This is a genomic window from Actinomadura geliboluensis (assembly GCF_043197915.1).
In the GTDB taxonomy this organism is placed as follows: domain Bacteria; phylum Actinomycetota; class Actinomycetes; order Streptosporangiales; family Streptosporangiaceae; genus Spirillospora; species Spirillospora geliboluensis.
Map to the genome: position 1 here is coordinate 468,224 of NZ_JBICUA010000004.1, position 22,503 is coordinate 490,726.

A 22,503-nucleotide genomic window follows, 5' to 3' on the forward strand; every position below is an offset into this window, starting at 1 on the left:
GGCACAAACCCAACCGTGGCCCGCCCCGCCCACCACTGAAGCCCCCTCGGACGAGGAGCCGGCTACAGAGGAGCAGCAGGCCGAACCAAGCGCTCCCAAAGCCGAGGCACGCCCGTCCCAGGACGAAGACCGTGCCGCCGAGGCCGCCCCGCAGCCACCAAAGCAAGAGACAAGCCCGCCCGAAGACAACGCGGGCCAGTCCAAGACGCAGCCGATCCAAGTCGACCGGCGCGTGGCACCAGAGCGACCGGCACACCCCCAAGCCGAAGAACAAGCACCCGCCGCAGAGCCCCAGGCCGAAGCGCAGCCACCCCAAGACGACCCGCGCACGCCACAAGAGCAGCCTGCCCGTCCCCAGGCCGAGACACGGCCGACCGAAGACGACGCGCGCGCATCACAGGAACGACCGGCACGGCCTCAAGGCGAAGCACGCACACCCAGCGCGGAATCACCGCCCACCCCCGGCGAACCGCCATCGGCACAACCGCCACAGGCCGAAACGCGCGCACCGCAGCGCGAACAACGCCGCCCCCAGGCACAGGCACAACCGCCCCAGGCCGAGGCTCAGCCACCCCAAGACGACGCGCGCGCATCACAAGAGCGACCGGCGCGGCCACGAGACGAGACACGCACACCCGGCGCAGAAGCACGCCCGACACACGGCGAACCGCCATCAGCACAGCCGCCACAGACCGAAGCGCGGCCTCCGCAAGCTGACGCGCGCGCATCACAAGAGCGAGCGGTACATCCTCAGCGCGAAGCGGGGCCACCCCAGGGGGAAGCGCGCTCAGCGCAAGGCCAACAAGCACCAGCGCGGCCATCCCAAGGCGAAGCACGCGCACCGCAGCGCGAACAACAACGCCCACAGGGACAAGCACAACCGCCACAGACCGAGGCTTGGTCACCCCATGGCGACCCGCGCGCCTCACAAGAACGGCCAGTACGTCCGCAGGGCGAAGGACGGCCGCCTCACCCGGAAGCGCGCCCAGTCCACGGTGAGCCGCCGTCGGGGCGGCCGGGTGCGCCTGGGCCGCACGCGCCGCAACAGCACCGTTCGCAGGCCGAAGCGCGACCGCCTCAGAGCGACCCGCGCGCGTCACAAGAGCGACCAGTACGTCCCCAGGGCGAAGCGCGGCCGCCGCAGAACGACCCGCGTGCGTCGCAAGAGCGACCGGTACGGCCGCAGGGTGAAGGACGTCCGACCCACTCTGAGGCGCGGCCTCCCCATGGCGGGCCGGCGCCGGCGCAGCACGAGCGGCACCGGCCGCAGGGGCACGGGCGGCCGGGGCAGGGTGAGGCGCCGGCCGGTCGGCCCTTGCCTGGCGGGGCCTGGTGGAGCGAAGGCGAAGGACGGCCCGGGCCGCAGGTCGAGGCTTGGCATGGTCAGGGGCGTCCGGCTCCTGCTGAGGGGTGGGACGAGGCTCCCCCGGCGGAAGGCGGGGGCTGGCCGCCTCAGGGTGATGCGCAGGCGACGCGGGTCGAGGCTCTGCCGTCGTGGGACGACCCGCGCGGGTCCGGGGAGTGGGCCGCGGGGGCACCTAGTGAGGTCGGCTGGTCGGCGCACGGGGTGCGGGAGCGGCCCGGTGCGCCGGGCGAGCAGCAGTGGGCGCAGGAGGCTTCGGTCACCCGGGCCGAGCGGCTGCCGGTGCGGGAGTCCGGGGAGTATCCGGCGGCGCGGTCGTCGGGGCAGTGGGGCGAGCCGTGGGACGGGAGTCCGCCGGAGGAGCCGGAGAAGAAGCGGCGGGGGCGGCGCTGGCTCATCGTGCTCGTCGCGGCGATCGTGCTGGTCGCCGGGGGCGTCACCGGGCAGCTCGTGCGGCCGGTGCCGGAGCCGACGATCGAGCTGGCCATCGCGTCCAGCCACGCGTTCCCGGGGCAGGCGCCGCGGCTGCCGTGGCCTTCGGCGGGGCAGTCCGCCGTGTACGTGGACGGCCTCGGGTCGATGGGGGCGTCGGGCGGGTCCGCGCCGACGCCGACGGCGAGCGTCGCGAAGGTGATGACGGCGTACGTGTACCTGCGCGACCATCCGCTGAAGCCGGGTGAGCCGGGGCCGGTGCTGACGGTGTCTCCGGAGGCGGCGGCGCAGATCCCGATGCGCCGCAAGCGGGAGGAGTCGCTGCTCGGCGTCACCGCGTACCAGAAGCTGACGCAGCGCAAGGCCCTGGAGGCGCTGCTGATCATCTCGGCGAACGACGTGGCGCACGAGCTGGCGCGCTGGGACTCGGGCAGCGAGCAGGCGTTCGTGGCGAAGATGAACGCGGCGGCGGCGGAGCTCGGCATGACCGCGACGCGCTACACCGACCCGAGCGGCTACGACTCCGGCACCGTGAGCACGGCCGCGGACCAGGTCAAGCTGCTGAAGGCGGCGATGGGACTGCCGGAGTTCGCGGAGATCGTGAACAACCGGTCGTACGTGCCGGACGGCGCCGGCCTGGCGCGGGAGGGCGGGAACTTCCTGCTCGGGCAGTACGGCGTCGTCGGCGGCAAGACCGGCTACACCGACGCCGCGGGCGGGAACTTCGTGTTCGTCGCGCGCAAGACCGTCCAGGGCGTGGAGACGCTGATCGTCGGCGCGGTGATGGGGCAGCGGTCGCCGAGCGCGGCGGGCGCGGTCAACGCTGCGGGACGGCTCGTCGCCGCGGCCGAGGGCGCGCTGACCGCGGTGACGCTGGCGCAGAAGGGCGCGCGGGTCGCGCTGGTCGACGACGGGCTCGGCGGGACGACGCCGCTGCGCGCCGCGGCGCCGGTCACGGTGGTCGGCTGGCCCGGGCTGACCGTGCGGGTCGGCGTGGAGGGCGAGCCGCCGCACCGGGGCGCCGCGGGCGAGCAGGTCGGCACGGTGACCGCCGGGGCGGGGACGGTTCCGCTGCGGCTCGGCCGGGCGCTGGACGAGCCGTCCTATCTGAAGCGCCTGACCAGGCTCGGCTAGGCGTACAGGGCCGACAGGAAGCGGATCAGCAGGGCCTCGCGGGTCTCGGGCGGCAGGGCGTCCAGGATGGCGTTGACCACGGCCATCTCGGGGTCGCCGCCGCCCGCGAGGTCGACGCCGACGGAGGCGAGGAGCCCGGCGAAGCCGGCGTCGTCGAGGCTGTCGAGGTCGAGCCCGGCGAGGGCGTCGACCAGTTCGGCCGGGACGTCCGGCGGCCCGGCGGCGCGGGCGGCGCCGGTGGCGGCGGTGAGCGCGCCGAGCAGCGCGTCGACGTCGCTGACGCCGGTGACCGTGAAGTGCAGGTTCGGCGGGATGCCCTGGTAGGAGAGCTGCGGCTGGAAGAACCAGCCGCGCCGGCGGGCCTCGTCGGCGATGACGAAGACGTCCAGGCCGGGGTCGGTCGAGGCGACCGCGACGAGCGGCGCGACCGGGTCGCCGAGGACGCGCAGCCCCGGGATGCCGGCGACGCCGGCGCTGAGGCGTTCCGCGGACTTCATGGCGTTCTCGGCGAGGTCGCGGTAGCCCTGCGCGCCGACCGCGTTGAGGGTGGCCCAGGCGGCGCCGAGCGGACCGGCGCTCTTGCTGCTCTGGACGGTCGCGTTGATGACGGTGTATCCGGGCCATTCGGCGGACGCGAAGTAGGCGGCCCGGCGGTGCGACTCGTCCGCGAACAGGACGACCGAGGCGCCCTTCGGCGTGTACCCGTATTTGTGCAGGTCGCAGGAGAGGGACGTCACGCCGGGCACGGACAGGTCGAACGGCGGGACGTCGCGGCCCGCGTCCCGCAGCCAGGGCAGCACCCAGCCGCCGACGCACGCGTCCACATGGCAGGGGACGCCGGCCCGCGCGGCGATCGCCGCGATCTCCGGGACGGGGTCCATAGTGCCGTGCGGGTAGGACGGTGCCGACGCGACGACGAGGGCGGTGCGGGGCGTCAGCGCGGCGGCGGTCGCGGCCGGGTCGGCCCGGTACTCGGCGTCCACCGGGACGTGCACGACCTCCATGCCGAGGTAGTGCGCGGCCTTGTGGAACGCGGGGTGCGCGGTCGTCGGCAGGACGATCTGCGGCCGTCCCTCGACCGGGTGCGCGTCCCGCGCCGCCTTCACCGCCAGCATGATCGATTCGGTGCCGCCGCTGGTGAAGATCCCGGAGCCGCCGCCGAGCTTGGCCGCGACGAACCCGACGACCTGCCGCTCCAGCGCGACGATGCTGGGGAACGCCGTCGGGTCGAGGCAGTTGACCTCCAGCATCTCCTGGTAGGCGGTGGCGGCGAGGTCGTGCACGGGCTCGCGGCCGGTGTCGTAGACGTATGCGGTGACCTTGCCGCCGCGGACGGGCAGGTCCGCGTCCCGCAGCCGGGCGAGTTCGGCGAGCAGGTCGGCGGCGGGGCGGCCCGCCTCGGGGAGGTGCTCAGACGGCATGTTCGGGTGTTTCCTCTACGGGTCGGCGCCCGGTCGCCCGCCGGAACGCGAGCAGGGGCGGAACGCTGATCAGCAGGAGCAGGGCGGGGACGAGGGAGAATCCGGCGCTCAGCCCGGTGAGGGCCGAGTCCGGCTGGACGACCGGCGTGTCGAGGTCCGCGGAGCGGAACGACGTCGCGGCGAGGATCAGCGCGAAGACGCCGGGCCCGAGGGCGAGCGCGCCGGTCTCCGCCGCCGTGTAGAGGCCGGTGAACGCGCCGGACTGGGCGTGCCCGGTGCGTCCGGTGTCGGCGTGGACGGTCTCCGGCAGCAGCACCAGCGACAGCAGTTGCATGGCCGCGTAGCAGACGCCGACCAGGCAGGCGAAGGCGAGGACGCCCGCGGTGGAGCCGAGGACCGGGTACATCGCGGCGGCCGTCGCGGCGAACAGCAGCACGCCCGCGATGTAGCACTCGACGACGCCGTACTTGCGGGACAGCCACCGCCACAGCGGCACCGCGAACGCGCTGGGCCCGACCATGCAGACGAACATCGCGGACGTCAGCCCGTAGTCGTCCAGCCGGTAGGTCGCGATGTACGGGGCGCCCGCCAGCATGATCCCGACGGCGAGGATCTGCGCGACGGACGCGCTGAGCAGCAGGAAGAACGGCCGGTTGCCGCGCGCGGTGCGCAGCGCGGCGGCCAGCCCGAGGGGGCGCGGCCCGGGCCGGGACGGGATCCACCGGTTCGCCAGCGTGCTCGCGATCATCGCGGCGCCCATGGCGAGGCCGACGACGGCGCCCATCAGCGCGTATCCGGCGCGCCCGCCGCCGGCGGCGTCGGTGAGGGCGGGGGCGAGGCCGCCCGCGACGAGGATGCCGAGCGTCAGGCAGACGACCCGCCACGCCATCGCGCGGCCCCGCTCGGACGGGTCGGCGGAGATCTCGGCGGGCAGCGCCACGTACGGGACCTGGAAGCAGGCGAACGCGGTCGCGGCCAGCAGGAACGCGACCCCGGCCCAGGCGGCGGCGAGGCCCGGGGAGTCGCCCGGCACGGCGAACATGGCGGCGAACAGGAGCGGCAGGGTGACGGCGCCGAGCAGCAGCAGCCGGGTGCGGCGGCCGGTGCGGACGGCTTCGCGGTCGCTCGCGGCGCCGATGATCGGGTTGAGCAGCACGTCCCACGCCTTGGGGACGACCAGCACGGCCCCGGCGATCGCTGCGGACACGCCGAGGACGTCGGTGAGGTAGTACAGGAGCAGCAGCCCGGGGACGGCGGAGAACACGCCGGTGCCGACCGAGCCGACGCCGTAGCCGAGCAGCCGACGCCGGGACAGCGTTGCCGAGGGGGCGCCGTGCGGGGGGTGCGCGGCCGGGGGGACGGCCGCCGGGGGGAGGTCGGTCATCCGCCGGCCCGGTCCGGGGCCCCGATCGCCAGGGCGACGGTGCGGCGCATGTGGCGGCGGAACCGGGCGACGGCCTGCGGGTCGTCGACGCCGTGCCGGTGGCCGTCGGTGTCCAGGACGCCGCCGTTGCCGAACCCGTGGGTGCACCAGACGACCGTCCACACGACGTAGTCGACGTCGACGTCGTCGGGGACGACCTTGCGGGCGGCCTCGGTGACCATCTGCATCAGCGGCCGGACGTACTGCTCCTCGAGGTGGACGACGTCGCTGGCGTCCGACAGCCAGCGGTGCATCCACAGCGCGGGGATCTCTGGCCGCTGCATGCAGAACTCGACGTAGGCGTCGACGAGGGAGAGCAGGCCCTCGGCGTCCGGGGTGATCCGGCTCAGCGCCCCCTCCAGGGCCGTCCGTTCGACCTCGTGGGCACGTTCCATCACGGCGAGGTACAGGTCGCGCTTGCCGCCGACGTGGTAGGCGACGGTGGCGACGTTGAGCCCGGCCGCCTCGGCGATCATGCGGGTGGACGTCCCGTCGTAGCCGAGCGCCGCGAACAGCCGGGTGGCGGCTTCCAGGATCCGTTCTCGACCCGATTCGCTACTGGCCATAGCCTCAAGCTAGGTGCTGCCCCCGGCCCCGGTCAATCGTTTGATTGATCGCCGGGCGGCTCGCTGAGCCACACGGTGAGCACCATCTCCATCTCCAGCCGCGCCTCCGGGTCGTACAGTCTCTCGCCGAAAAGCTCCTCCAGTTGGTGCAGCCGGTACCGGACGGTCTGCGGGTGGACGTGCAGGCGGTGCGCGACCTCGGTGGCGTTGAACCCGTTCTGCAGGCAGGACAGCAGCGTCCGCATGAGCCGCTCCCGGTGCCGGGGCCGGACCTCGCGCAGCGGCGCGAGCCGTAAGGCGGCGACGGCCCGCACCAGCTCCTCGTCCTTGAACACCACCAGCGCCGGCATGTGGTCGGCGCAGCGGATCAGCCGGTCGGACGGCAGGATGCCGCGGCGCGCGAGCGGCAGCGCGTCCCGCGCCCAGCGCAGCGACTTCGCCGCGTCCTCGGTGCGGACGGTCGGCCCGAGCGCGGCGACCCAGTCGCGCAGCGCCGCCTCCAGCATCCGGCCCCGGCCGGGGCCCTCCGGGTCGGGGACGAGCAGGCACGGCTCGCGGCGGTCGACGTCGGCGAGCACGTCCGGCGGCAGCGACGGGTGCGAGAACGGCTGCCGGCCCCGCTCGTACAGGACGACCGCGGCGACGGTGCGGGGGACGCGCCACTGCGCGAGCCGGGCGAGGTCGGCGACGGCCCGCGCGGCGGCGGGCGGCTCGGCGAGCAGCAGGTCCAGCAGCCGGCGGCGGCGGTGCTCCAGCTCGCCGGCCTCCTGCGCGCGGGCCTTGGTGTAGCCCTCGGTCGCGGCGCGGGCGATCTCGTCCAGGAACGCGAAGATCGCCTCGGCGATGCTGGCGAGGGTGCGGCGGGAGATGTTGTACCGCTCGGACTCGGCGGCGAGCCGCCGCCAGGCGACGCGGGCGCCGAGCCGCAGCGAGGTCTGCAGGATGTCCAGGCTGCGGCCCTCGCGGGCCTCGGCCCAGCCGATCTCCCGGTAGACGGCGGCGACCGGCTCCCAAGAGCTGTCCGGGTCCATGATCAGGTCGACGAACTGGCGGAGCGCGCCCTCGACGGCGAGCCGGACCAGCCGCGCGTACTCCTCGTCCTGCGGGCGGGAGTACTCGGGGATCCCGGCGAGGATCTCCTCGATCATCTCCTCGGCGAGCGCCTCCAGATGGGGCCGGAAGACGGTGGACAGCTCGCTCGGCACGCCGGCCCAGGGCTTCAGCGGGGAGCGGTCCTCAAGCGTCGTGGTCACCGTTCGCACCTCCCGACTCGGAAGCTACCGACGGCGGGCCGGAGTGGCTGCACGACCGGCTACGCATTGCGGGGCCGCGCTTGTCAGCGGATTGACAACCGGGCCCTGACTGCTCAGGCGCGGCGTGCGGCCGGCCCGGCGAAGACCGCGCCGGCGCCGAGCCCGAGGTAGATCAGGCCGGTGGCGTACCGCTGCCGCCGCCGGAACGCGGGACGGGTCCGCAGCCAGCCGCCGATCGACCCGGCGGCGACCGCGTACCCGAGGTCGGCGACGAGGCCGATCAGCACGAGGACCAGCCCCATCACGGCGATCTGCAGCGGCACGGCGCCCGCGTCCCGGTCGACGAACTGGGGTAGGAACGCCAGGAAGAACAGCACGACCTTCGGGTTCAGGACGTTCACCAGCGCGCCGTCCAGGTAGACGCGGCGGATCGGGCGCGGCCGGAGCCGCGCCTCGGCCGGGTCGTCGCCGCCGCGGAACGTCCGGTAGGCGAGGTAGAGCAGGTAGGCGGCGCCCGCGTAGCGCAGGAACCCGAACGCGGTCGCGGAGGCGGCGACGACGGCGGACAGCCCGGCCGCGGCGGCGGCGATGTGGACGAGCGTGCCAGTCTCGACGCCGAGCGCGGACGCGACCCCGGCGCGGCGGCCCTCGCCGATGCTGCGCGCGGTGATGTAGAGGTGGTTCGGGCCGGGGACGGCGACCAGCGCCAGCGCGGCCAGCATGAACAGCGGCAGATTCGTCACGGCAGCACGTTAGGAGCCGCGGTGGTCCTGCATCCAGGGCCAATCAGCCCGAGAGAACGTGGACCAATCAGCTGGGCGCGGCGGCGGAGAGCGCGCCGGCCAGCACCAGGCGCCCGGCCGTCCGGACCATGGTGGCGACGTCCTCGACGGGCTGCCGCAGCGACGCGAGGCTGATCAGCCCGGCGAGCAGGATGTGCCCGAGGACGAGCTCGACGTCCTCCCGCTCGGGCACCGGGTCGCCGATCGCCGCCGACAGCCGGTCGCGCAGGTACTGGAACAGGATGGTGCGGGCGTCGTCGACGCTGGAGTCGTCCGAGGTCACCGCCTGGATGATGGCGGACGTGAGGGTCGGCTCCTGCGCCGCGACGTAGACGATGCGCTCCAGCAGCGCGGTGAGCCGCTCCAGCTGGGTGTCGCCGACCGCGAGCGCGTCGATGTCGTCGGTGACATGGTGCGCCCAGGCCGCGGCGACCTCGGTGAGCAGGTGGTCCTTGGTGGCGAAATAGCGGTAGACGGTGGCGCGGGCGACCCCGGCCCGGTCCGCCACGTCGTGCATGGTGACGGCGGGGTAGCCGCCCTCGAGCGCCAACTCCCTCGCCGAGTCGATCAGCCGCTCGCGCCGTGCCTGCTGGTCCTTGCTCAGCGTCCGCGTCACGGTGAACCGAACGTCGCCGCTCAAAACGCCTCCTCGCTGTGGCCGCCCCCATTGTTCCGCACATTGGTCCTGAACGCGTGCACCAAGGTCCTTCGTTCCCTTACCGCCTGCGTCCGCCGGGTCACCATAGACCTAGCACTTGCTTGGGTGAGACGTTAGTCTCGACTCGCGTCTTTCCGGCTGCCGGGCGCATGCCGCACTCCCCACGAGCCCCCTGTCCGCAGCGTTTTCCGAGGAGTGAGCCATGGACATCGACCTTCTCGACGGCGAGATGTACGCCACCGACCCCTGGTCCGTCTACGCGCGCCTGCGCGCCGAGTCCCCGGTCTACCACGACGCGGAGAACGGCCTCTGGGGCGTGTCCCGGCACGCCGACGTGTTCGCCGTCGAGCGCAACCCCCGCGTCTGGACGAACTCCGGCGGGTACCGCCCGCAGCTGCCGTCCGACCCGTCCATGATCGGGCAGGACGATCCGGAGCACGCGCACCGCCGCCGCATGGTCTACCAGCGCTTCACGCCGCGCGGCGTCGCCCGCTACGAGGAGCGGATCCGCGCCACCGCCGTCGACTGCATCACCGCGGCGCTGGACGCGGGCACCGTGGACGCCGTCCCGGCACTGGCCGCTCCCCTGCCCGCCCGCGTCATCGGCTGGCTCCTCGGCTTCCCCGAGGACGCGTGGCCGCAGCTCGTCCACTGGTCGGCGACGGCCGTCTACGCGGGCGGCGGGCAGCGCTACATCACCGACGACGCGACGATCGCCGCCGGGGAGTACGCCCTCGCCGTCCTCGACATGGCCAAGGACCGCCGCGCCCGCCCCACCGACGACCTGCTGTCGATCTGGTCGAACGCGGGCCCCGACCAGCCCGCCTACGACGACGAGCACCTCGCGCACGAGGCGCTGCTCCTGCTGGTCGGCGGCGCCGAGACGACCCGCACCGTCATCGCGACCGCGCTGGACGCGCTGATCCGGCACCCGGACCAGTGGCGGCGGCTGCGGGACGACCCGGCCCTCATCCCGAACGCCGTCGAGGAGTTCGTCCGCTGGACGACCCCGATCCTCAACATGTGCCGGGTCGCCGCGACCGACGCCGAGATCGCCGGCGTGACGATCCCGGCGGGCGAGCAGATCCTGCTCATGTACGGCTCCGCGAACCGCGACGAGGCCGTCTTCGACGACCCGGACGTCTTCGACGTGGCGCGCCGCCCCGGCGACCACATCGCCTTCGGCCTCGGCCCCCATTTCTGCCTCGGCGCGTCCCTGGCCCGGCTCGAACTGCAGATCTTCTTCGAGGAGTTCGTCGCCCGCGTCGCCACCGCCGAATGGGCCGACGACGAGGGCCCCCGGATCCTCCGGAACGCCTTCGTCCGCGGCGTCACCGAATTCCCCATCACCCTCACCCCGCGCTGACCCCGGCGGGTCAGCGGCGGCGGGTGAAGCGGTCGCGGACCCCCCAGGAGAAGACGATCGCGCTGAGCCCGTGCCGCGGCGGTGACGCGGCGCCGGAGGTTCTGTCACAAACGGACCGGGCATCTCGTCACTCTTCGTGGAACCGGAACCCGATGAGGAGAGTGATGGTCATGCGCGTGTTCGTGGCAGGTGGAACGGGGGTCCTGGGCCGGCGGCTGGTGCCGCGGCTGCTGGAGCGCGGCCACCAGGTGACGGCCACGGCGACGAGCGCCGCCAAGCTGGACCTGCTGGCGGAGATGGGGGCCGAGGGCGTCGTGATGGACGGCCTCGACGCCGGATCCGTCAACGCGGCGGTGGCCGGCGCGCGGCCGGACGTGATCGTCCACCAGATGACCGCGATCTCCGTGGCGCACGCCGGCAAGGCCGATATGAAGCACATGGACCGGTGGTTCGCCGGGACGAACCGGCTCCGCACCGCGGGCACGGACAACCTGCTGGCCGCCGCCGAGGCGGCCGGCGTCTCCCATGTCGTCGCGCAGAGCTACGGCGCCTGGAACGGCGTCCACGAAGGCGGCTGGGTGAAGACCGAGGACGACCCGCTGGACCCGATGACCGGGACGCCCGCGGAGCCGGGCATGGCGGCGATCCGCCACGTCGAGGAGGCGGTCGGCAAGGTCGGCGGCGCCGTCCTGCGCTACGGCTGGTTCTACGGGCCGGGGGCCATGGACGACCTGGTCGAGCCGGTCCGCAAGCGGCAGTTCCCGGTCGTCGGCGGCGGGCGCGGGCACTGCTCCTGGCTGCATCTGGACGACGCGGCGAGCGCGACCGTGCTCGCCGTCGAGCAGCAGGCCCGCGGCGTGTTCGCCATCGTGGACGACGAACCGGCCCCGGCCGCCGAATGGCTCCCCCACCTCGCCGAATGCGCGGGGGCGAAGCGGCCGATGCGCGTCCCCGCCTGGCTGGCCCGTCCGCTCGCGGGCGACGTGGCGGTCATGGTGATGACCGAGGGCCGCGGCTTCTCCAACGCCAAGGCCAAGCGGGAACTCGGCTGGGAACTGCGCTACCCGTCCTGGCGCCAGGGCTTCAAGGAAGAACTCGCCTAGGACTCCGCAAGCAGGTCGCGGAAATCGGCGCACCGGACGACGCGGCCCGGGCGGCCGTCGAAGATGTTCAGCTCCGCCTGTTCGATGCCGGGGATCGCCTGGGCGGTGCAGGCGATCTGCGCCTGCCATAGGCGTGGCCAATCCCGGGGCCGGATCGTCGTCTGCAGCGCCACCGTGACGGTGCCGGACCCGCCTGTTCCGCCGGTGTCCGGCCGGACCTCGCGCGCATCGGTCCCGCGCAGGGCCGGGTCGGACAGGTCCGCGACCATCCCGATACCGGGCAGTGTGCTGCTGAGTCCCGCCTTGCGTTCGCCGTCGGTGACGCCGTGGCCGAGCTGCCAGAGCGGCATCAGCGGCGCTCCCGGCAAGCCGGGCCGGGCCACCGGCACGAGCTTCCCGTCCCCGATGACGTAGATGGTGTTGTTGACGACCGGGCCCTGCGCGGTGGGGAGCGGTCCGACCCTCGTGGTGCCGGTCGGCTGGACGCCGCAGCCGCACAGCATGGCCAGCGCCGCGAGGAGTGTGAGGTTGAGCAGCGTGAGCGCGGTCCTTCCGCTCATGGCCTTCCTTCCATGGGCAGCCAGAGGGTGAACACCGCGCCCCCATCAGGTCCGGCGGACGCCTCCAGCGTCCCGCCGTGGAGCAGTGCGTTCTCCTGAGCGATCGCCAGGCCCAGCCCGCTGCCCTCGCTCCGCGAGCGAGCCGCTTCGGCCTTGACGAACCGGTCGAAGATCAGCGGCAGCAGCTCGCCGGGGATGCCCGGCCCCGCGTCCGCGACCGACATCCGGAACCCGGCCACGCCGTCGCGCCGCGCTCGGCGGGCCTCCAGGCGCACCGGCGGCCGCCCGTGCCGGAAGGCGTTGCCGACGAGGTTCGCCACGATGACGTCGAACCGGCGCGGGTCCACCCGCACGACCAGGTCGCCGGGGACCGCGACCTCGACCCGGCCGGACCAGCCGCGCGCATCGAGGGTGGCCGCCACGGCGTCGGCCACGACCACGTCGTCCGGTGCGAGCGCGGCGGCGCCCGCGTCGAACCGGCTGATCTCGATCAGGTGCTCCACCAGCGTGCCGAGCCGCCGCGTCTCGGCCACCACCAGCCGCGCCGCCGTCGGGTCCGGGTCGGTCTCCAGCACGTCGGTGAGCGCGGTCATCGTGGTGAGGGGGGTGCGCAGTTCGTGCGAGACGTCCGCCACGAACCGGCGCGCCGCCGCTTCGACGGCGCGAAGCTCGGTCACCGTGGTCTCCAGGGCGACCGCCGCGTGGTTGAACGTGCGGGCCAGATCGGCCAGCTCGTCCCGCCCCCGGACCTGTACCCGCGTCGCCAGCTCGCCCGCGGCGAGCGCCCGCGCCCCCGCGCCGAGGCGTCGCAGCGGGCGCAGCAGCCCGTGCGCGGCCGCCAGCGCGAGGCCCAGCCCGAACAGCAGCGCGGCGGCGTCCGCCGTGACCATCGCCCGGGTGAACGACCGCAGGTCGGCGGCCTCCCGGTCCAGGCTGACGCTGACCAGGACGAGCGGCGGTGCGGCGCGCCCCGCGTCGGACTTGCGGTATTCGGCCACCGACGTCCCGACCAGGAGGTACAGCGCTCCCGCATGCCGCACGCGCCGGACGACCATGGCCCGTTCGGCGCGCGCGGCGAACGACGCCGGCACCGGCACGTGCAGGCAGCCCTGCGGGGGCGAGGTCGCCGGCTGGTTCGGCGGGGGCGACACCACGCAGGCGCGCTGGCGACCGTCGGCACTGCGCAGCGCCGACTGAAGGTTCGTCGCCAGCGCCCGGTCCGCGCCTACTGGTATCTGCATCGGCACCAACTGCGCGACGGTCTGCCGGACCTGCGTCGTCACGGCGTTCTCGGTGCGTTCGAGCATCGCGTCGCGCATCAGCACGTACCCGACGCCGGACGCCAGGACCGAGGCCAGCAGCGCGACGGCGGCGAACGCGGCCACCGTCCGCATCCGCAGGCTCGTCATGCCGGCGGACCGCCCGCCTGGTAGAGATCACTCAGCACCTGGGCAGTATGCAGCGGACCATGATCGTGCAGCGGCAATGTCTCGAAATCCGGACATCCGGGGGCGACGGCTCAGGCGGCTATTTCACTCGGTCGAGGAAGGCCAGGACGCGTTCGGTGAGCAGGGCGGCGGAAGGCGCGTCATAGGACGGGAGGCCGTTGTCGGCGAAAATGTGCTCCGCGCCGGAATAGAGGAAGAGTTCGGCGTCGTCGGCCGCCTCCACGAGCGCGCGGGCGGCGTCCAGGTCGCCGTCCTCGACGAAGATCTCGTCGGCCTCCATCGCGTGGACCTGCACCGGGACGCCCGCCGGCCACGAACCGCCGAACTCGGAGACCGGCACGCACGAATGGAACAGCAGCGCGCCCTTGGCCCCCGGACGCGTCTGCGCCAGCAGTTGCGCCGGCAGGACGCCGAGCGAGAAGCCCGCGTGGACGAGTTCACCGGGAAGGCCGTCGGCGATGGCGTTCGCGCGGTCGGCGAACGTGTCGAAGAACCCGGCGTCCTGCGCGTACGCCATGCCGTCCGCGAGGCCCTCGAAGACCCGCCCCTCGTAGAGGTCGGGGACGTGGACGGTGTGCCCGGCCTTCCGGAGAACGTCGGCGAACGCCTCGACACCGTCCGTCAGCCCGTGCGCGTGATGGAACAACAAAACCTCGGCCATCCGCCGCATCATGCCATTGACGGCGCGTCGTCACTACGGCGGAGCGGCCTTTCCTCGGTTCGGCTCGAACGGCGGCCGCCGTCCAAGCCGAACCGGGCTCCGGTCAGGCGGAACGGCTCTTGGACACCGTGCGCGCCCCCAGCCAGGCGGCGTAGACGGCGGTGCCGACGAGGCCGGCCTTGCGCGTCTTGTCGACGGCCAGGGCCACGCCCAGGGCGAGTTCGGTGGCGCCGTTCCGCTTGATCCACGCCTGGGTGTCCTGGGGGAACGGCAGCCGGGAGATCGGCTCGAACGCCTTGGGCGCGGCGAAATGCGCGGCTCCGGTGGCGGCGAGGACGATGCCGGCGGCGCGGAGAAGGGCCATGAGGGGATTTCCTTTCAACCGGTGAATTCGTAGTCGTCGAGGTCGAACGTCCGGCTGCGGCGCAGCACGTGGAACCCGGACTGCGGACGGACGTAAGGTGCGTCGCCGTGCCGGTCGAAGTAATAGGAATTGGCCCGCGCGCAGCTCGGCTGGGCGAGGATGGTGCCCTTCATGCGGTCCCGCATCCGGGCGGTGAATTCGTCGTGCGGGCGGCGCCTGACCACCATGCGGGCCGCCCGGCGCCGGCGCGCCTCCGCGACGCAGCGCACGATGTGGGTGCTGCCCGCCTCGATGATCGAGAACCAGGACGCGCCGGTCACCGTGTACGGGCCGTTCATGAGCCAGAAGTTGGGGGCGATGGGCGAGGCGACGCCCTCGTAGGTCTGGTAGCGGTGCTCGTCCCAGTGGGCGCCCAGCTCGGTGCCGCCCAGGCCGACGACCGGGAACGCGGGCATCGCACCGATCTGCAGGGTCTTGAAGCCCGTGGCCAGGACCAGGGTGTCGATCAGCCGCTCGCGTCCGTCCCGCGTCACGATCCCGTGCTCGGTGACGCGCTCGATCGGGTCGGTGACCAGCTCGACGTCGTCGCGCATGAACGTGGGGAAGTAGCGGTTGGAGAACGAGGGCCGCTTGCACCCGAAGCCGTAGCGCGGCGTCAGGGCGCGCCGGAGCCGGCGGTCGGGCACCTGGCGGCGCAGGTGCGCGCGGCAGATCAGCTCGGTGCCGCGCACCAGGAACGGCACCTTGCCGTAGTGCACGATGCCCAGCACCATGATCACTTCGGACGCGACCGTGGTGACCAGCCGGGCGAGCGACTGGACCGGCGGCACCGCCCGGAACAGCGCGCGCACCCCGCGCGGGACCGTGAAGTCGATCTTCGGGAACACCCAGATCGGCGTGCGCTGGTAGACGTCCAGATGCGCGGCGACGGGCGCGATCTCGGGGATGACCTGGAGCCCGGACGCACCGGTGCCGATCACCGCGACCCGCTTCCCGCGCAGGTCGTGGCCGTGGTCCCAGCGGGCGGTGTGGACGATCTTCCCGGCGAACGTCTCGATGCCGGGGATGTCCGGGTTCTTGGGCTGGTCGAGCGGCCCGACGGCGCCGATCAGGAACCGCGCGACGATCTCGCCGCGATCGGTGTGGACGCGCCACACGTCGGCGTCCTCGTCGAAGACCGCCCGCTCGACCTTGGTACCGAGCCGCAGATGCGGCCGCAGCCGGTACTTGTCGGCGCAGTGCTCGGCATAGGCGCGCACTTCCGCGCCGGGCGCGAACGCCCGCGTCCAGGACGGATTCGGCTCGAACGAATAGCAGTACGTGGTGGACGGAATGTCGACGGCGACACCCGGATAGGTGTTGTGCCGCCACACGCCTCCGACGCTGTCCGCCGCGTCCAGGATGACGAAGTCGCGCACGCCCTTCTGACGCAGCCGGATGCCGACGCACAGCCCGGAGAAACCGGCGCCGACGATGACCACCTCGTGGTCGGGCTCCATCCGGCGCCACCTCCCCCAGCCGAGATACCGACGGTATTTAGAAGTTGGACGAGGTGTCAATACACCGCTGCGAAACCGCCGTCGCCGCGCAGATACCGTCGGTATCCGAGCGCTCACGCCCCTACGATGGCGGAATGGCACGACTGACCAGGGCGGAGAGCCAGGCGCGCACCCGCGAACTGCTGATCGCCACGGCCCGGCGGCTGTTCCTGCGTGACGGGTATCACGCGACCACACTGGAGAAGGTCGCCGAGGCCGCGTCCTTTTCCAAGGGCGCCGTCTACTCCAACTTCGGCACCAAGGATGAGCTGTGCCGGACGGTCATCGACGCCATCAGGGCCGAGCAGGTGCAGGCCATCACGGACGCCTTCCTCGGCGAGGGCTCCGACGAGGACCGCCTCGCCGTCTTCGAGGCGTGGGCCGAACGCACGATCGGCGACCCCGGCTGGACGCTGCTGGAGGCCGAGTTCGCCATCCACGCCACCCGCCGCGACCCCGAACTGCGCGCCGAGGTCGCCGCCGGCGGCCGCAGCTGGGCCGGAGCCCTCCGCCTCCTGCTGGAAGAGGAGGCCGGGCGCCGCGACCGGCCGCTCCCCCTGCCCGCCGCCGAACTGGCCGACGCCCTGCTCAGCCTCGGCATCGGCCTCGGCCTGCGCCGCGCGGTCGACCCGGCGCTCTCCCCGCACGCCCTGACGAACATGATCCGCCTGCTGCTCGCCCACCCGACCTGATCTAGCGGCCGTCGTCGGGGAGGAAGGACGCGAGGGCCTCGCGATTGCGCCGCAGACCGTCGATGCGTCCGTCCAGGGCGGCGAGCTCCCGGTCGAGGAGGTCGCGGATGTCCGCGCACCAGTCGAACTCCGACCCGTCGCCCCGGGTGCAGGGGAGCACCTGCCGGATGATGTCGGTGGACAGGCCCGCGTCCAGCAGGACGCGGATCTTCCGCACGGTCGTCACGGAGTCCTCGTCGTAGTGCCGGTACCCGTTCGCGCCGCGCGCGGCGTCGAGGAGGCCCTGCTCCTCGTAGTACCGCAGCAGCCGCGGGCTGACACCGGTACGCCGGGCCAACTCCCCGATCAGCATGTCACCGTCCCAGGTTGACCTTCTCACCGATGTGAAGCCCTAACGTCGTCCCGCGAAAGCTCATTCCGCCTGATGGAGGCACTCATGGCCTTTTACACCGTCCAGCGCAATGGCCTCGCGGCCACCGCCGATGATCTGGCGCCGCTGGCCTTCGCGGGTCACGCCCACTTCACCGCCATGCAGGTACGCGGCGGCGAGGTCCGCGGCCTCGACCTCCACTTGGAACGGCTGCGGTCCGCCTCGGCGGAACTGTACGGCCGCGCATTGCCCGACGACCGGATCCGTTCCCTTCTGCGGACGGCACTGGCAGCGAGCCCCGCAGACGTCTCGCTGACGGCCACCGTCTACTCGGCGCCCGGCGAATTCACCGCGGACGACACGACGGAACTCGACGTCCTGGTCCGAACCGGCCCGCCCGCGTCCGGCCCGGCAGGACCGCTCGCACTGACAACGGTCGAGTACGAACGGCCCGTGCCCGCCGTGAAGCACGTCGGCGAGGTGGCCAAGACGTACTACATGCGCAGGGCCGTCCGGGACGGCTTCGACGACGCCGCGTTCATCGACCGCCGGGGCCGGTTCAGCGAGGCGACGATCTGGAACCTGGCCTTCTGGGACGGAGACTCGGTCGTATGGCCCGACGCCGAGATGCTGACCGGAACGACGATGGGAATCGTCCGCCGCCAACTGACCCGATTGGACGTCCCTCAGCGCACGCAGGAGATCACCCGCGCCGACCTGCCCGCCCTCGCCGGCGCCGTCGTCATGAACTCATGGACGCCAGGCGTGGCCGTCCACCGGATCGACGCCCTTCCCATACCGGAAGCACCGCGCTTCCTGGAACTACTCCACCGGGCATACGACGCGGAACCATTCACGAAGCCCTGAAACTGCTGGGCGCCGCCGTCGTACACCTCGGCCTGGTGGTCCCACCGGTAATCGATTCGCTGAACAGCCGGTGAGCTACGGCTGGAGTGCCAGATCGCGCTGATACCAGGTGCCCGGCTTACCGCCGAGGTCGGCCGGGTCTGCCGGGCCCACCGCGACGAACCCGGCGTTGGCCAGCACCCTCGACGAGCACATGGAAGGCACCGCTCCCGGCCTCCTGCTCGGCCAGCAGTGCCCTGTGTTGCTCAGCGAACCGATCGAAGTACTCGTCACCACGGTCGGAGATCGAGGCGGCGAAGTAGGCGCGGTTCTCCACCTCGAAGGCCAGGACAGCCGAGGCATGGTCAGCGTGCAGCCGCTGCATCTCGGGCACCCGCCCGACTGTACCCAGCCGAAACATTGAGGGCACCTGATTACCCAACCGGCAGTCAGGGCCCACAACAACTTACAGCCGGGCCACTGGGTCGATAGGCCATGATTGGCACTGAGGCGATCGGCTGTCAGAGGAGTGCCGTTGAGCAAGACAGTTCCGGTGATCTCCGGTGACGCGATGTTCTGGGCTTATGACGTGGCCGTCGGGGTTCTCTTCATTGAAGCGGCGCGCGTCGGGGCGGAGGCACCGGCGGACGAACGGCCCGCATGGTGGCCGGAGCTGGAGCGGGATCTCCGGACGCACGCGGTGGTGGGCAGCAGTTTCGCAGTCCTGCTGGACGACTTCGGCGAGGCCCGCCGACAGATGTTTTTGCACTGCGTGGTGGAGGCAGCTCGCCGGATCGAGGCCCGTGGCGGCATAGACAGAGCCGAGGTCTCGACCTGGCCCGAGTTGGAGGAGAGCGCGGCCAGTTTTCTGCGCGGTGCAGAGCACATCGACGCGGCGCCGCTAGTCCAGCTGGCAGCGGCGCTGGTCGATCTGGCCGCCGGTACTCTCCCACCCGCTCCGGCTGGGCGAACCTGGTACTACGGAACCCCAGAAGGCCGGATCACACTACGCGCCGCCCCACCTGAAGACCCTAATAAGCATTAGCGAGCGCCGCAGGAGTCACCACATCGCGACTACAATCACGCCATGGCCGTTCCCAGATCATGATGCGAGAGCGGGTGCCGGGTCTTTTTGGGAACGTGCGCGGGCTCGGACGAGCCAATGCGCGACGACCAGGAGGACAGCGCCGACCGGATACCAGATGACATCGGTGAGGTCGAACTGGGCTCCCAGCAACTGGCGTGCGAACCAACTGCGTTCGGACACAGCCCCGGGTATTGGGGTGAGCTGCGAGAACTCGATGAACCAGCAGTATGCGACCACGACGCCACCGGCGGTCAGCGGCAGGATCGACGGCCTGACGAAGATCACTATCGTATAGACGATGGCGGCGGAGAAGGCGGCGCCGGAGTACTGCTCGATGGGCCCGTCCATCACGGCGCGGATCAGGTAGGCCGCGCCTGCAAGGCCGACCGCCGACACAACCATCAGCAGCCGAGTCCAGCGCGCTGTCAGCGACATCGCGCAATCATAACGCCGACGCAGAGCACATCAACGCGCCTCAGGTAGAACTGCCCTGATGCACTCAAGATTTCTTGAGAGCCTCAGCAAGGCCCCGAAAGTCGCCACGGCCGATGATCAACTCCGGCCACCAGGGTCCTTGCTGTCACGAATTGCCACGGCGTCCGACAACTCGGCAACCTCGATGCAGTTGGAGCCATCTTCCTAGCTTCGAGAAGCTCTGCGCCACAACACGCTTCCCGAGGCCATTGAGAGCCCACCTCCCCGCGTAACTGATTTCAGATGCGCAACTACACTCCCTTGAGGCTTTCAGCGAAGCAGGCGAAGTCACTACGGCTGATAACCACCTTGGGGCCGTCAGGGTCCTTGCTGTCACGGAACACCACTGTGTGCGAAGCCCCGGCGATCTCGACACAGTTATCACCTTCGGCCGTGCTTCGGGACGCCTTGCGCCACACCACCTTGCTCAGGTCCATCGCTCCTCAATCACCCTTCTGATCAGGGCTCGGGTGGCTCTCACATTGAGCGCCTCTGCCTGAAGCGTAGCGAACCTCTCGTGCAGGTTGGCAAGGTCTTCCGGGTCTGCGCTGGTCATCCCACCTGTCCCAGTTACGAGGTATGCGGCGTCGCTACGGTCTGCTTGCGTAGCGATGGCGAAGGCGGCTCGCGCGTCCTCCACATAGACGGTCGGTAGCACCTGAAGTCGGATGTTGGGTCGCTTGGACAACTCCAGCAGGTATTCAAGTTGCTCGCGCATAACCTCCCGGGTGCCAACCTGTCTATGAAGAACGCTCTCCTCGAGGACCACAAATATCTTCGGGGCAGGGTCGCTCAGGACTTGCCTTTGCCTGTTCATCCGCGTATTGAATATGTCCGGATCTTTAACGATCTCCTTGACATAAGCTTCTGTCTGAAACAAGCCATTGACGATATGGGTTTCATAGACGCGAATCAGTGCGGCCGTCGATTCAGCTTTCGGAAAATTAACGAAGTATGCGGCGTACTTCACAGACTTGATTGATTCCAGCAGTTTGTTCCATGCCGTGACGATCTCGCCCTCGGCTCGAAGCGCGCTGTCGAGGCGCTTGGCGAAGTCCAGACGACATCGAGTTTTGCCGAGTTCGACATGGCCGATGTAGGCACGGGAGACGTTCACCAAGTCGGCCAGTTCGACCTGCTTGAACCCAGCCGCCTCACGCAACCTTCTCACCACTGCGCCGAACGACCGCAACTCCGGGGTACGCCGTCGATTCTCGATGGTCGAGGCCATGGCGATCTTCCCTTCACAAGAAGGCAACCCATGGGCTACCTGAAGCAACCCGATTGCGGGTGTTCTCGTAGTCGCCTGAGAGCGTACGCCTCTCTGTGGCCTGATGGTGGTTGTTCGATTACACAGGGTGATTGTGGCGGGTTCTTCCGGTTTGGTGGATTGCCCGTTCGCGATCGGCCTTCGTCCAGGCTGGAGGGGATTACCGATGCCAGCGGTCATGCTTGTGCCAGAGACGCCGCCGCTCGTTCTGGAGCCGTGCGACGAGGCGCCCGCGAAAGCGCGGCGCTACCTCATCGACCGGTTCCGCGACCTGGGGCACGCCGACGACTTCGTCGGGCGGCTCGTGGTTACCGAGTTGGTTACCAACAGCTACAGGCACGTCGGGACGGGGCACATCATCGTCCGCGTCTTCGCGGACGTGCGCGAGCCGCTCACCGTCATCGAGGTCTGGGACCAGAGCCGGTCCCTCCCGGTCGTCCAGGGCGAGGACCACTACGCCGAAGGCGGGCGCGGCCTGCTGCTGATGGCCGAACTCGTCCACGACTGGGGCGTCCGGCCGCTCAACGAGGAAGGCAAGGTCGTATGGGCCCGCTGCGCCCGCTGAACACCCCGGCGGGCCGCCACCTGCTGCGGTGGCGGACCCGTCTGGGACGCTCCACCGCCATCCGCAACCTCGACCTGCTCGCCGTCGCCCTCCAAGTCAGGAGCTACCGCTTCGTCAAGCTCTACCAGGCCGACGAGTTCCCCGGCCGTCCGCCGCTGCTGTGGGTCTTCGCGTTCGGGTTGGACGATCACGTGCGCGTGGCGGTGGGCGTCCAGGCCGTGCGCGGGGGCGGTTGGGCCTACTACGAGGCCGGACGCGGCGGGCGCGGGTACCTCTCGCCCTGCGGTGACACCGAGCGCGCCGCCGATCAGGTCGACGGCCTGCTCAAGCACCGCATGTTCCCGTCCACCTGGTGACCGCCGTCAGGGCGTGGGCGGCGATGTCATCTTGCGTAGGCGGATCGTGGCGAGGAGCAGGAGGCCCCAGCCGACTGCTTCGCACAGCAACTGGACGGCCATGTGGATGCTGAAGGCACCCGCGAAGGATGTCCCAGTCCCTTGCAGGACGTTCAGGAACAGGGTCGTCAGGGAGCCGGTGAGGGTTCCGGCGGCGAGGACGATGTACGCGGCGCCGGGCATCCTGCCCTCGCCCCGGCGAGCGGTCAGCAGCACGATTCCGCCTGCGAGGATCGCGATGCCGCAGGCGACGCCCACGAGTGTGTCGGCCAGGAGGAAGATGCCTTCCATCAGTGTGCTCCCGTCAGGTCGGTGGCGCGGGGTGCCGGGCGGGGGCGGCGGAGCCGGCCGAGGAGGCCGGCGAAGATCAGAGCGAGGCCGGCGACTCCCGCGACGTTGCTGAGGATGTCGACTGCGCCGGTCACGGCAACGGCCGTGGACGTGTCGTCCGTGTCGAGGGTCAGCCAGCCGGCCATCGGGGCGCAGACGGAGAGGGCCGCCGCCGCGATCTTGCAGCCGAAGCCGGAGGCCAGCAGGGCCCCGGTGCGCGGGGCGGTGCGGCGCAGCTTCAGCGCCACCACCAGGCCGGCGACTGCCAATACGACGTGGACGAATATCCAGACAAGCCCCAATGCCCCGAGGACTGCCGCTTCCATGATCGCCTCCTGTTCCCGCCCGCTCCGGAACGTGCTCGAACCCCCTATGACGATCATGAGTCGGGCGGGGTTCGGA

At 71.4% G+C, this 22,503-nt stretch carries 26 protein-coding genes and 1 pseudogene; 8 read left to right on the forward strand and 19 right to left on the reverse strand.

Annotation, left to right across the window (positions count from 1 at the left end; all coding sequences use genetic code 11):
• Positions 1-1,567: 1,567 nt before the first annotated feature.
• Positions 1,568-2,929: a D-alanyl-D-alanine carboxypeptidase family protein gene (locus tag ACGFI1_RS16550; RefSeq protein ID WP_392786053.1), complete on the forward strand. Its 1,362-nt coding sequence runs from the start codon at positions 1,568-1,570 to the stop codon at positions 2,927-2,929.
• Here ACGFI1_RS16550 and ACGFI1_RS16555 read toward each other — a convergent pair.
• The 6 genes from ACGFI1_RS16555 to ACGFI1_RS16580 all read right to left on the reverse strand — a co-directional run bounded on the left by ACGFI1_RS16555 (position 2,926) and on the right by ACGFI1_RS16580 (position 9,014).
• Positions 2,926-4,350 (reverse strand): pyridoxal phosphate-dependent decarboxylase family protein, encoded by a 1,425-nt coding sequence (locus ACGFI1_RS16555; protein WP_138642048.1) that lies wholly within the window; start codon positions 4,348-4,350, stop codon positions 2,926-2,928. The two genes, ACGFI1_RS16550 and ACGFI1_RS16555, sit on opposite strands and share 4 nt — an antisense overlap.
• A complete protein-coding gene (locus ACGFI1_RS16560) occupies positions 4,340-5,734 on the reverse strand; it encodes an MFS transporter (RefSeq protein WP_392786055.1) in 1,395 nt (464 codons plus the stop codon). Before ACGFI1_RS16560 ends, ACGFI1_RS16555 begins: the two co-directional genes overlap by 11 nt.
• Positions 5,731-6,339, reverse strand: coding sequence for a TetR/AcrR family transcriptional regulator (locus tag ACGFI1_RS16565; RefSeq protein WP_301175461.1), 609 nt, complete (start codon positions 6,337-6,339; stop codon positions 5,731-5,733). Before ACGFI1_RS16565 ends, ACGFI1_RS16560 begins: the two co-directional genes overlap by 4 nt.
• Before the next feature lie 32 nt (positions 6,340-6,371).
• Positions 6,372-7,592 carry a PucR family transcriptional regulator gene (locus ACGFI1_RS16570; protein ID WP_386873804.1) on the reverse strand — a complete coding sequence of 407 codons (1,221 nt, stop codon included), beginning with the start codon at positions 7,590-7,592 and terminating at the stop codon, positions 6,372-6,374.
• Between the two features lie 113 nt (positions 7,593-7,705).
• The gene (locus ACGFI1_RS16575; protein ID WP_392786058.1) at positions 7,706-8,335 is read right to left on the reverse strand and encodes a LysE family translocator; all 630 of its coding nucleotides are present in this window, start codon (positions 8,333-8,335) and stop codon (positions 7,706-7,708) included.
• 67 nt (positions 8,336-8,402) lie between these two features.
• Positions 8,403-9,014 (reverse strand): TetR/AcrR family transcriptional regulator, encoded by a 612-nt coding sequence (locus ACGFI1_RS16580; protein ID WP_138636644.1) that lies wholly within the window; start codon positions 9,012-9,014, stop codon positions 8,403-8,405.
• 220 nt (positions 9,015-9,234) lie between these two features.
• On the opposite strand from ACGFI1_RS16580, the gene ACGFI1_RS16585 reads away from it, so the two are divergent.
• Together ACGFI1_RS16585 and ACGFI1_RS16590 are read left to right on the forward strand one after the other, a co-directional pair.
• Complete coding sequence (locus tag ACGFI1_RS16585) at positions 9,235-10,398, forward strand: cytochrome P450 (RefSeq protein ID WP_392786060.1); 1,164 nt, start codon at positions 9,235-9,237, stop codon at positions 10,396-10,398.
• 170 nt (positions 10,399-10,568) lie between these two features.
• Complete coding sequence (locus tag ACGFI1_RS16590) at positions 10,569-11,501, forward strand: NAD-dependent epimerase/dehydratase family protein (RefSeq protein WP_392786062.1); 933 nt, start codon at positions 10,569-10,571, stop codon at positions 11,499-11,501.
• Here the strand turns inward: ACGFI1_RS16590 and ACGFI1_RS16595 are convergent.
• The 5 genes from ACGFI1_RS16595 to ACGFI1_RS16615 form a co-directional block, all read right to left on the reverse strand.
• Positions 11,498-12,061: a hypothetical protein gene (locus tag ACGFI1_RS16595; RefSeq protein ID WP_392786064.1), complete on the reverse strand. Its 564-nt coding sequence runs from the start codon at positions 12,059-12,061 to the stop codon at positions 11,498-11,500. The two genes, ACGFI1_RS16590 and ACGFI1_RS16595, sit on opposite strands and share 4 nt — an antisense overlap.
• Positions 12,058-13,470: a sensor histidine kinase gene (locus tag ACGFI1_RS16600; RefSeq protein ID WP_392786066.1), complete on the reverse strand. Its 1,413-nt coding sequence runs from the start codon at positions 13,468-13,470 to the stop codon at positions 12,058-12,060. Before ACGFI1_RS16600 ends, ACGFI1_RS16595 begins: the two co-directional genes overlap by 4 nt.
• 118 nt (positions 13,471-13,588) lie before the next feature.
• The gene (locus tag ACGFI1_RS16605) at positions 13,589-14,170 is read right to left on the reverse strand and encodes a dienelactone hydrolase family protein (protein WP_392786068.1); all 582 of its coding nucleotides are present in this window, start codon (positions 14,168-14,170) and stop codon (positions 13,589-13,591) included.
• Between the two features lie 103 nt (positions 14,171-14,273).
• Positions 14,274-14,534 carry a hypothetical protein gene (locus ACGFI1_RS16610; RefSeq protein WP_138636651.1) on the reverse strand — a complete coding sequence of 87 codons (261 nt, stop codon included), beginning with the start codon at positions 14,532-14,534 and terminating at the stop codon, positions 14,274-14,276.
• 14 nt (positions 14,535-14,548) lie between these two features.
• A complete protein-coding gene (locus ACGFI1_RS16615; protein WP_392786070.1) occupies positions 14,549-16,033 on the reverse strand; it encodes a flavin-containing monooxygenase in 1,485 nt (494 codons plus the stop codon).
• A 134-nt stretch (positions 16,034-16,167) separates the two neighbouring features.
• Here ACGFI1_RS16615 and ACGFI1_RS16620 point away from each other — a divergent pair, with 134 nt between their 5' ends.
• Complete coding sequence (locus ACGFI1_RS16620) at positions 16,168-16,764, forward strand: TetR/AcrR family transcriptional regulator (RefSeq protein ID WP_392786072.1); 597 nt, start codon at positions 16,168-16,170, stop codon at positions 16,762-16,764.
• 1 nt (position 16,765) lies between these two features.
• On the opposite strand, the gene ACGFI1_RS16625 is transcribed toward ACGFI1_RS16620, so the two are convergent.
• Positions 16,766-17,116: a MerR family transcriptional regulator gene (locus tag ACGFI1_RS16625; protein WP_392786074.1), complete on the reverse strand. Its 351-nt coding sequence runs from the start codon at positions 17,114-17,116 to the stop codon at positions 16,766-16,768.
• A gap of 84 nt (positions 17,117-17,200) precedes the next feature.
• Here ACGFI1_RS16625 and ACGFI1_RS16630 point away from each other — a divergent pair, with 84 nt between their 5' ends.
• Positions 17,201-18,001 carry an aminotransferase class IV family protein gene (locus ACGFI1_RS16630; protein ID WP_301175454.1) on the forward strand — a complete coding sequence of 267 codons (801 nt, stop codon included), beginning with the start codon at positions 17,201-17,203 and terminating at the stop codon, positions 17,999-18,001.
• 118 nt (positions 18,002-18,119) lie between these two features.
• Here the strand turns inward: ACGFI1_RS16630 and ACGFI1_RS16635 are convergent, their stop codons facing one another.
• Positions 18,120-18,374 carry a hypothetical protein gene (locus tag ACGFI1_RS16635; RefSeq protein WP_392786076.1) on the reverse strand — a complete coding sequence of 85 codons (255 nt, stop codon included), beginning with the start codon at positions 18,372-18,374 and terminating at the stop codon, positions 18,120-18,122.
• Between the two features lie 141 nt (positions 18,375-18,515).
• On the opposite strand from ACGFI1_RS16635, the gene ACGFI1_RS16640 reads away from it, so the two are divergent.
• Positions 18,516-19,025 (forward strand): hypothetical protein, encoded by a 510-nt coding sequence (locus ACGFI1_RS16640; RefSeq protein WP_392786078.1) that lies wholly within the window; start codon positions 18,516-18,518, stop codon positions 19,023-19,025.
• 57 nt (positions 19,026-19,082) lie between these two features.
• Here ACGFI1_RS16640 and ACGFI1_RS16645 read toward each other — a convergent pair whose 3' ends face one another.
• From ACGFI1_RS16645 to ACGFI1_RS16660, 4 genes and pseudogenes are all read right to left on the reverse strand, one after another.
• Entirely contained in the window at positions 19,083-19,502 is a 420-nt protein-coding gene (locus tag ACGFI1_RS16645) for a ribosomal maturation YjgA family protein (RefSeq protein ID WP_392786080.1), read from the reverse strand.
• Between the two features lie 117 nt (positions 19,503-19,619).
• Positions 19,620-19,691, reverse strand: a pseudogene (locus ACGFI1_RS16650) (DUF397 domain-containing protein); the annotation flags it as partial.
• A 101-nt stretch (positions 19,692-19,792) separates the two neighbouring features.
• Positions 19,793-19,978 (reverse strand): DUF397 domain-containing protein, encoded by a 186-nt coding sequence (locus ACGFI1_RS16655; RefSeq protein ID WP_392786082.1) that lies wholly within the window; start codon positions 19,976-19,978, stop codon positions 19,793-19,795.
• On the reverse strand, positions 19,969-20,772 hold the full coding sequence (locus ACGFI1_RS16660) for a helix-turn-helix domain-containing protein (protein WP_301175448.1): 804 nt from the start codon (positions 20,770-20,772) through the stop codon (positions 19,969-19,971). Before ACGFI1_RS16660 ends, ACGFI1_RS16655 begins: the two co-directional genes overlap by 10 nt.
• A gap of 217 nt (positions 20,773-20,989) precedes the next feature.
• On the opposite strand from ACGFI1_RS16660, the gene ACGFI1_RS16665 reads away from it, so the two are divergent.
• Both ACGFI1_RS16665 and ACGFI1_RS16670 read left to right on the forward strand, forming a co-directional pair.
• Positions 20,990-21,376 carry an ATP-binding protein gene (locus ACGFI1_RS16665; protein WP_392786084.1) on the forward strand — a complete coding sequence of 129 codons (387 nt, stop codon included), beginning with the start codon at positions 20,990-20,992 and terminating at the stop codon, positions 21,374-21,376.
• Positions 21,355-21,732 (forward strand): hypothetical protein, encoded by a 378-nt coding sequence (locus ACGFI1_RS16670; RefSeq protein ID WP_301175446.1) that lies wholly within the window; start codon positions 21,355-21,357, stop codon positions 21,730-21,732. Before ACGFI1_RS16665 ends, ACGFI1_RS16670 begins: the two co-directional genes overlap by 22 nt.
• A gap of 6 nt (positions 21,733-21,738) precedes the next feature.
• Here the strand turns inward: ACGFI1_RS16670 and ACGFI1_RS16675 are convergent, their stop codons facing one another.
• Together ACGFI1_RS16675 and ACGFI1_RS16680 are read right to left on the reverse strand one after the other, a co-directional pair.
• Complete coding sequence (locus ACGFI1_RS16675) at positions 21,739-22,062, reverse strand: hypothetical protein (protein ID WP_138636663.1); 324 nt, start codon at positions 22,060-22,062, stop codon at positions 21,739-21,741.
• Entirely contained in the window at positions 22,062-22,427 is a 366-nt protein-coding gene (locus tag ACGFI1_RS16680; RefSeq protein ID WP_301175445.1) for a hypothetical protein, read from the reverse strand. The genes ACGFI1_RS16675 and ACGFI1_RS16680 overlap by 1 nt, the downstream gene beginning before the upstream one ends.
• Positions 22,428-22,503: the final 76 nt, after the last annotated feature.

What these genes read in the sequence shown, in the direction of transcription:
- ACGFI1_RS16565 (WP_301175461.1), bottom strand. Translation starts at nt 6,339, where the DNA reads ATGGCCAGTAGCGAATCGGGTCGAGAACGGATCCTGGAAGCCGCCACC.
- ACGFI1_RS16675 (WP_138636663.1), bottom strand. Translation starts at nt 22,062, where the DNA reads ATGGAAGGCATCTTCCTCCTGGCCGACACACTCGTGGGCGTCGCCTGC.
- ACGFI1_RS16665 (WP_392786084.1), top strand. Translation starts at nt 20,990, where the DNA reads ATGCTTGTGCCAGAGACGCCGCCGCTCGTTCTGGAGCCGTGCGACGAG.
- ACGFI1_RS16590 (WP_392786062.1), top strand. Translation starts at nt 10,569, where the DNA reads ATGCGCGTGTTCGTGGCAGGTGGAACGGGGGTCCTGGGCCGGCGGCTG.
- ACGFI1_RS16660 (WP_301175448.1), bottom strand. Translation starts at nt 20,772, where the DNA reads ATGGCCTCGACCATCGAGAATCGACGGCGTACCCCGGAGTTGCGGTCG.
- ACGFI1_RS16655 (WP_392786082.1), bottom strand. Translation starts at nt 19,978, where the DNA reads ATGGACCTGAGCAAGGTGGTGTGGCGCAAGGCGTCCCGAAGCACGGCC.
- ACGFI1_RS16625 (WP_392786074.1), bottom strand. Translation starts at nt 17,116, where the DNA reads ATGCTGATCGGGGAGTTGGCCCGGCGTACCGGTGTCAGCCCGCGGCTG.
- ACGFI1_RS16680 (WP_301175445.1), bottom strand. Translation starts at nt 22,427, where the DNA reads ATGGAAGCGGCAGTCCTCGGGGCATTGGGGCTTGTCTGGATATTCGTC.
- ACGFI1_RS16670 (WP_301175446.1), top strand. Translation starts at nt 21,355, where the DNA reads ATGGGCCCGCTGCGCCCGCTGAACACCCCGGCGGGCCGCCACCTGCTG.
- ACGFI1_RS16610 (WP_138636651.1), bottom strand. Translation starts at nt 14,534, where the DNA reads ATGGCCCTTCTCCGCGCCGCCGGCATCGTCCTCGCCGCCACCGGAGCC.
- ACGFI1_RS16620 (WP_392786072.1), top strand. Translation starts at nt 16,168, where the DNA reads ATGGCACGACTGACCAGGGCGGAGAGCCAGGCGCGCACCCGCGAACTG.
- ACGFI1_RS16645 (WP_392786080.1), bottom strand. Translation starts at nt 19,502, where the DNA reads ATGTCGCTGACAGCGCGCTGGACTCGGCTGCTGATGGTTGTGTCGGCG.
- ACGFI1_RS16555 (WP_138642048.1), bottom strand. Translation starts at nt 4,350, where the DNA reads ATGCCGTCTGAGCACCTCCCCGAGGCGGGCCGCCCCGCCGCCGACCTG.
- ACGFI1_RS16615 (WP_392786070.1), bottom strand. Translation starts at nt 16,033, where the DNA reads ATGGAGCCCGACCACGAGGTGGTCATCGTCGGCGCCGGTTTCTCCGGG.
- ACGFI1_RS16630 (WP_301175454.1), top strand. Translation starts at nt 17,201, where the DNA reads ATGGCCTTTTACACCGTCCAGCGCAATGGCCTCGCGGCCACCGCCGAT.
- ACGFI1_RS16600 (WP_392786066.1), bottom strand. Translation starts at nt 13,470, where the DNA reads ATGACGAGCCTGCGGATGCGGACGGTGGCCGCGTTCGCCGCCGTCGCG.
- ACGFI1_RS16605 (WP_392786068.1), bottom strand. Translation starts at nt 14,170, where the DNA reads ATGGCCGAGGTTTTGTTGTTCCATCACGCGCACGGGCTGACGGACGGT.
- ACGFI1_RS16595 (WP_392786064.1), bottom strand. Translation starts at nt 12,061, where the DNA reads ATGAGCGGAAGGACCGCGCTCACGCTGCTCAACCTCACACTCCTCGCG.
- ACGFI1_RS16585 (WP_392786060.1), top strand. Translation starts at nt 9,235, where the DNA reads ATGGACATCGACCTTCTCGACGGCGAGATGTACGCCACCGACCCCTGG.
- ACGFI1_RS16560 (WP_392786055.1), bottom strand. Translation starts at nt 5,734, where the DNA reads ATGACCGACCTCCCCCCGGCGGCCGTCCCCCCGGCCGCGCACCCCCCG.